6 protein-coding genes are annotated in these 7,075 nt (G+C 48.1%); 3 read left to right on the top strand and 3 right to left on the bottom strand.

Annotated elements, in window-relative coordinates:
- Window positions 1-684: PDZ domain-containing protein (locus NZ772_10450; GenBank protein MCS6813971.1), on the bottom strand; the 684-nt coding region annotated here is incomplete at its 3' end.
- 328 nt (window positions 685-1,012) lie between these two features.
- On the opposite strand from NZ772_10450, the gene NZ772_10455 reads away from it, so the two are divergent.
- The gene (locus NZ772_10455) at window positions 1,013-2,608 is read left to right on the top strand and encodes a phospholipid carrier-dependent glycosyltransferase (protein MCS6813972.1); all 1,596 of its coding nucleotides are present in this window, start codon (window positions 1,013-1,015) and stop codon (window positions 2,606-2,608) included.
- Window positions 2,609-2,636: 28 nt separating this feature from the next.
- Here NZ772_10455 and NZ772_10460 read toward each other — a convergent pair whose 3' ends face one another.
- Entirely contained in the window at window positions 2,637-3,248 is a 612-nt protein-coding gene (locus NZ772_10460; GenBank protein MCS6813973.1) for a hypothetical protein, read from the bottom strand.
- 86 nt (window positions 3,249-3,334) lie between these two features.
- Entirely contained in the window at window positions 3,335-3,814 is a 480-nt protein-coding gene (gene coaD / locus NZ772_10465) for a pantetheine-phosphate adenylyltransferase (GenBank protein MCS6813974.1), read from the bottom strand.
- Between the two features lie 911 nt (window positions 3,815-4,725).
- Between coaD and NZ772_10470 the strand changes: the two genes are divergently transcribed.
- Both NZ772_10470 and NZ772_10475 read left to right on the top strand, forming a co-directional pair.
- Window positions 4,726-5,973, top strand: coding sequence for a chorismate-binding protein (locus NZ772_10470; GenBank protein MCS6813975.1), 1,248 nt, complete (start codon window positions 4,726-4,728; stop codon window positions 5,971-5,973).
- Complete coding sequence (locus tag NZ772_10475) at window positions 5,970-6,989, top strand: aldo/keto reductase (protein MCS6813976.1); 1,020 nt, start codon at window positions 5,970-5,972, stop codon at window positions 6,987-6,989. Before NZ772_10470 ends, NZ772_10475 begins: the two co-directional genes overlap by 4 nt.
- Window positions 6,990-7,075: the final 86 nt, after the last annotated feature.

A 7,075-nucleotide genomic window follows, 5' to 3' on the forward strand; every position in this document is an offset into this window, starting at 1 on the left:
GCCAATATTATGGTTACCCTCTTTGCGCAGATAGGCATAAACTGTTGGCAGTTCGATTTGGGCACGGTCAATGCGCAGCTCAAATTCACCACGATTGGCGCGACGCAATCGCAATTGCACAGGTTTGCCCGCCTCACCACGAATCAGCTTAGAGGCTGACTCAACACTCATACCTTCAGTAGACTTACCATCGATCGCCAGCAGTTGATCTCCAGCTTGAATGCCAGCCTTAAATGCTGGAGAATCTTCAATCGGCTCTGCAACGGTTAAAATGTTGGTTTGGCGATCAACCTTTAGCCGAACCCCAATTCCCGATAACTCACCAGACGTTTGACTGCGTAAGGCGCTAAACTGTTCAGGATCCATGAACCGGGTGTAGGGGTCATCCAACGTAGCTAATGCGGCTGCAATTGCCTCATAGGCCTGTTCCTTGGAAGTATAGTCCCGACTAAGTAGTTGCTGTCGCGTTGCTTGCCAGTCCACTCGGTTAAAGGTTCCATCCACATAGTCACGATTGACTATTTGCCATGCCTCGTCCACAATTACCTTTGGGCTATCTCGCAGGTCAGCTAAAGCCGATCGCTGCAAGCTAGGCACAGCCAATACAGTCATAGCAGACATCAACAGTATCCCCGTTAACCGACGAATATAGTGGGGATGGCGATGGCAAGATAATTGATTCATGGACAGTAGCTCAACAATGAAATGATAATGACGATGGTGATACTGGGGTGAAGAAGGAGCGACGTAGCGGGGCAGAAACCCTGATTCAGGCTGAATGAAGTTAACTTGACTAGCGTGCTGCTTGCATCCACAAACAACAACTAGGAACGATGACTAGTGCCTATAGGTTTGTTCTAGGATAACAGCCTGACCTTGGCGATGGCAGCAATTTATGACAGTTTAACGATTGTTCGCTTGAAACGGGTAAGCTCTCAATATTTAGCAATGCTTTTATTGAACAATGCCTCAGTATGTAATCATTTTGGGTTAACTATTAATCCCGACAATCATGGCTAAGACACACGTAAAATCAGCATTCCCTAGTTTTCAGATTGCCTTGGGGCTACTGTTGCTTTTGTCATTAGCCTTACGATTTTGGGGACTTGGGCGCTTTAACATGCTGGTGTTTGACGAGGTGTATTACGCTAAGTTTGCCAATAATTACCTAACCCAAACTCCCTTCTTTGATGGGCATCCCCCCTTAAGTAAGTACTTAATTGCCATCGGCATCTGGATTGGGAATCGGTTACCGATCGGGCAAGATACCGTCAACACCCTAACTGGTTCAACCCTTTCAACCTTTAGTTATCGATGGCTGAATGCACTGCTAGGATCACTCATCCCGTTAGTCGTGGCCGGTATTGCCTACCAAATTAGCTATCGCCGCAGTTTTGCCTTGCTAGCAGGGTACTTCACGGCCCTAGACGGGTTATTGTTAGTGGAGTCGCGCTACGCCCTTAACAATGTCCACCTCTTATTATTTGGGTTACTAGGGCATTGGTGCTTACTATTAGCAGTTAATCCTCGCGTTCATCAGCAACTTCCTTGGTTGATACTATCGGGCATCAACTTTGGCTGCTCGATCGCCATCAAATGGAATGGACTGTGGTTTTTATTAGGAGTCTATGCCATCTGGGCGATCGCTTGGATAGTGCGATTTTTTCAGCATCGCCGACCTCGCCATCTGTCTGTGGCTGACCAGCTATCATCAGCATCAACTCTATCGGTGGCTGATCGTCTTACCCAACTGTCGCTGCCCAAGGTGATGATTTTTCTGGGCGTTCTCCCCGTTGTCATCTATAGCCTACTGTGGATTCCACATCTGACCCTGAGTCCAGACTACAACTTTGTGGAGGTACACCAACAGATTCTCAGCTATCACCAGCGAATTGGTGGCATGACTCCCTATGCTGATCCCAATTGCACACCTTGGCACAAAGCCTTTTTCACCAAAACACTATCTGCTCCACTCTGCATCCCCAAAATTCATCCCTATTGCTCACCATGGCTGACGTGGATTTTTATGCTGCGGCCTGTTGTCTATCTTTACGAAACAGCTCGTAACACCGCAGAACCGATACCCGTAAACCCACCGCCATCCCCTAGTGAGACTCAGGTTGTCTATGATGTTCATGCCATGGGAAATCCAATCCTATGGTGGGCTTCGTCGATCGCGATCGTGATACTCCTAGTCCAGCTAGGTCAACGTCTTTGGCGACAAGCAGTAACACGCACCCACGAGACCACCATGACCCCTCTACCAACCTCTGAGCAGCCTGTAGAAAAAGCCACTGCTCAGCAGCCTGTGCTCGAACTATGGAGCATTGGATACATGTTAGTAAATTATGCAGCCAATCTGTTGCCTTGGGTTAGGGTTAGTAGATGCGCTTTTCTGTACCACTACATGGGGGCAGGGGTATTTGCTACCTTGGCACTAGCATGGTGTTGTGATCAGTGGCTCCACGGAGATCAAGACTCGCGAATCAACACCTTGATGCTAATCGTGTTTATCATCCTAGCCTTTATATTCTGGCTACCCCTCTACCTAGGGCTACCGCTGTCCCCTGAGGCAGCACAACTTCGTCGCCTATTGCCGACTTGGTGATGACCACAAAATTCCCTGGAGTTACCGATTATGTTGACGAACGAGGAGTAGAAGCGCTGGCGTTATTATGTTGCGATCGGCTGCTGGCTGCCTCTGCCTGAAGCTGGTTACGACCATTACGAGTAATCCGTAACATTTCCACCAGCCGTTGCTCAATATCCCCAAGGGTACGATCAGCATACTCATCAGCCCCAGCTTGAATAGCATCTCGCTCGGCGATCGCCTGCCGCTGAATTTCTTGAGCCTTCTGTTGCGCTTGTCGCTCCATCCGCTCTAGCTCAGCTACCATCTGCTGCCGTGCAGCTTCGCAGTCCTGCTGAACTCGCTGCATGAGCTGACGTGCCTCCATCTCCGCTTGTTGAATAATTCCTAGTTCATCAACAAGTTGCGCTGCTCGACGTTCAGCCGCAGCAATAATATCTTGCGCATATTGCTCAGCTTGTAAGAATATCTCCTCTTTATGACGCACAATTTCCTGAGCTTCATGAAAGGCAGCCGGCAAACTCATGCGAATGAAATCTAGCTGATCTAGTAAACTCTCCTCATCCACCAGAGTTAACCGACTAAGTGGGATGTGTCGCCCATCCAAGATTAGCTCTTCCAGCTTATTAAGCTCCCGTTGAATATCCACACTGCCCATCCGTGAAGTATCAGCCGAGCTGTAGCCCGAACTTGCAGAGCTACTCTGATGGGTATTAGAGCCATTTAAGTTTGAATTGGAACTGGTTATGTCTTGGCGTAGCATTTGCATATATCCACGGCAACATGAGGAGGAACAAGATGATCAACGGATCCGCCAAACTTGGCAATCTCCTTTACAAGACTACTACTTAAAAAACTATACTCGTTAGAAGTAGACAAGAAGACAGTCTCAATTTGGTCAGAGAGAGTTTTGTTCGTGTGTGCCATCTGGAGTTCGCGCTCAAAGTCTGAAAGCACCCGCAAACCACGTAGTAGCACGCTAGCCCGACGCGCTTTAGCATAGGTAACCGCTAGCCCGTCAAAGCTATCTACTTCGACATTGGGCAGATGCTTAGTAGAGAGTCGAATTTGCTCCTTCCGCTCCTGAACACTAAACAGTGGAACCTTGTTGGGGTTTTGTAGAACCACAACAATAACCTGTTCAAAAAGTTTACATCCTCGCTCAATGATGTCAAGATGGCCAAACGTAATTGGGTCAAAGCTACCAGGATAAATTGCGATCACAATAACTTTAAGAAGGCATGACGTTATTCTGAACAGGATAATGCTGTTATCTCGGACTGTTAGTACACAAACTTCACAAAAAGTCGCAATTACATCCTGCCTCAATGTTAAGAAATGCGACATTAGTTGTTAGAATTTGTAACAAATTGAGGGTTCCTGTACGATCGCGAGGTTGATTAGGTTGCAGGTAGTGTCTGAGTGATAGCAGTCAATTAGTTACACCCTGAGTGCAAGTCACTGGTGTTGTGCTCAGTCAACACAGTAACGGCTGATACGCTGAATTGCGGCTTGAACAGTACTCTGGACAGTCTTTAAGACGGTACTAAGAACCTGTAATTTACTGTTAGCATCCCCACTCACCCTAGATTTCTCTCTTCTAGAGAGCGGGGTACTTCAACCCAGTTCTACCTGTCCCTTTTGGGAGCAGGGGGTCGTGGGATAGAGTTTGCTTCCCGCAGGATGGGCAAGCCATCTCAACAGTGTCCGAACTATTGCTGGAAGTGATCAAGGTTCTGTTGATAGCCTCCATGACGCACTACTGTGAATATAGATTTAAGGAGTCCAGTACGACGTTGACGATTCCTGCTGCTGAAAAGTAGTTGGTTTGTAGTTGAACTTGTGGAATAGTTGGCTGAGTTCACAGTTGAATGACTTTGCGCAAAGCCTTCCTCCAATGTGTTTGTGTAGAGAGCAATACTGCCTTGTGTAAGGTGCCTTTCAAGCTTGAAATGTTAGTGAAATGGCAGGATGGATACAACGTCTGGTGAATGTCCAGTGTTGGAGGCGTAAGGGTTCAACTATAGAAGATGGTAGGCTTTTTCAGCGGTCTGCATAGTGTGCTAGTGGCTTGCCTAGCAGAGTGATTAACTGTAATTCAGGCTATGGCCTGACGTTGCTAAGAGGTAGACTTCATGTGGATTTGGCATACTGAAACAACATTGATGCAGTGTTTAGCGCCATCATCCACTTTGGAAATAGTTCAACAAGACGGCCAGTTGTATGTCATGGCTCAAGGGGAGATTGCAACACTGCAATCATTTGGAACAACGTCAGAATCATTGGGCGGGTTACTCAGCCGGGTCGATCGCTGGCTAGATGATTGTCAGTTATCGGCTGCGGGCATTATGGGCTTTGAGAGTAGTGCAGTGCTGAGTCAACCTGTGAGATGGCTTGCAGGTCATGGGGAATTGGTTGAGTGTTGGAGTGGCAGGCAGATTTTGGTTGCTTTGCAAGCTGGCAAGACTGAAAATTTGTCGCGAGATTGTCTGACAAAACCTGCAGTATCAAGGCATTCTAGCCGTAATCGCCTGTTGGTTGATGACGCTTTGGTTGATAGAGTAGCCAGGTTAGTTGCTCAAGGGCTAGATTTGCGGCGGCAGTTAGCTGATGATCATCTGGTGATTGCGGCAGTGATACCAGTAGTGATGCGGGCATCGCTGTTAGACGCTTGGCTCCGGGGACTCAACAGTCGGTTTACACGAGGTTTTTTTATGGAGACCGATCGCTGGGAACTGGCCAGTTGTACGCCAGAGCGGTTTGTAGCTATGCGTGATTGCCAACTAGAGGTGCAATTACTGGCGGGCACCTTTCGAGAAGGCACAACGTTGCTAGAAAAAAATCGTCTCATCAGTGAACATCAGGCAGCTCGCCGTGCCTTACGTAACCTTGTAGAGCGAGTGTGTTTGCAGGAAGATGGGATGTTTGGCGGCATTAACTTGACCATTGATTGTGATGTCGTTGGGTTTGGAGCCATTAAGCACTTTCGTTCCGCCTTTACAACCTGCTACGTTAACAACACCTCCTTGCTCCGACGATTAGCCGCACTAACACCCAGCCCAGCAACTGGGTCGCAGCACTCCCACGTGCAAGCTGCAATTCGAGGTTTAGAAGGTCAGCCACGGGGCTATTATGGTGGTTGCTTCTTTTTACGAACACCTGGTTGTTTGGAAACACTGATCTCGATTCGATCAATCTTCCGGATGAGAGACCAGGATATTGCAGAGCTAGTAGCAGGGGCGGGCTTTACGGCTAGCTCAACCGTGGAGGGAGAAACGGCTGAAATCATCGTGAAAGCCATGAATTGTGCGCGATTATTGGGCTGTGAAATTCGTAGGGTTGCTACCCATTCACTGGAGAAGGCGTTGGTATCTGCACCATGAGTCTATTGGCAACGCGATTGCTAGGCAACACTGGTCTATCGGTTAGTTGTGTAGGTTTGGGCTGCACCTCCCTAGGAGGCATGTATCAAGCGATGAGTGACATAGAAGCTACACGAACTGTCTATCGCAGCTTAGAGCGTGGCTGTAATATCTTTGATACGGCTCCATTTTATGGATCAGGCAAGAGTGAGATGCACTTGGGGGCTGCCTTGGCACAGGTTCCCCGCGATCGTGTAGTCCTTGCCACTAAGGTAGGACGAGTCTTAGAACCAACGACAGGTGCCGATCGCGGTAAACCCATTTTTGTAGAACCATTGCCGTTTCGCCCTAGATTTGACTTTAGCCGTGATGGTGTGTTGCGCTCTTTTGAAGAAAGTCTAAACCGATTGCAGGTCGATCGCATCGATATACTTCACATTCATGACCCTGATGAACATTACCAACAAGCTCTAGATGAGGCATTTCCAGCCTTAGCACAACTTCGCAGTGAAGGTGCAATCCGAGCCATTAGCGCAGGTATGAAACAGTGGCAAATGCTGGTTCGTTTTGCACAAGCGGCAGATTTTGACTGCTTCCTACTAGCTGGACGCTACACTCTGTTAGACCAAAGTGCTCTGGATGAGTTTTTTCCCATTTGCCAACAGAAAACCATTGGGGTCATGCTGGGGGGCACATACAATAGCGGCATCTTAGCAACGGGAGCCATTCCTGGAGCAAAATATGAGTATGCTGATGCACCACCCGCGATTCTCGATCGAGTGCGACAGATTGAAACTATCTGCAAAACTCATGGTGTCTCGCTCAAGGCAGCCGCACTCCAGTTTCCCCTTGCTCACCCTGCTGTGAGTACGATTATTCCTGGTGCGGCCAGTCCAGCTCAAGTTGATGAAAATATTGATTTGCTCCAGCAACCTATCCCTAATGACTTTTGGACAGAATTGCAGTCAAAGGGCCTGCTACGTGAGGATGCGCCTGTACCTAGGCCAATCCTGACTTCATCCCTGCATAAGGAGTAGCTAATACAACCTCTCCAAAAGCCAGTAACATGCCCATCGTTCGTAGTAAGGACTGAAGTCCTTATTACAAACTATCCGTCCTATAG

This window comes from Cyanobacteriota bacterium (genome assembly GCA_025054735.1).
Lineage (GTDB): Bacteria > Cyanobacteriota > Cyanobacteriia > SKYG9 > SKYG9 > SKYG9.

What these genes read in the sequence shown, in the direction of transcription:
- NZ772_10455 (MCS6813972.1), top strand. Translation starts at nt 1,013, where the DNA reads ATGGCTAAGACACACGTAAAATCAGCATTCCCTAGTTTTCAGATTGCC.
- NZ772_10460 (MCS6813973.1), bottom strand. Translation starts at nt 3,248, where the DNA reads ATGGGCAGTGTGGATATTCAACGGGAGCTTAATAAGCTGGAAGAGCTA.
- NZ772_10470 (MCS6813975.1), top strand. Translation starts at nt 4,726, where the DNA reads ATGTGGATTTGGCATACTGAAACAACATTGATGCAGTGTTTAGCGCCA.
- NZ772_10475 (MCS6813976.1), top strand. Translation starts at nt 5,970, where the DNA reads ATGAGTCTATTGGCAACGCGATTGCTAGGCAACACTGGTCTATCGGTT.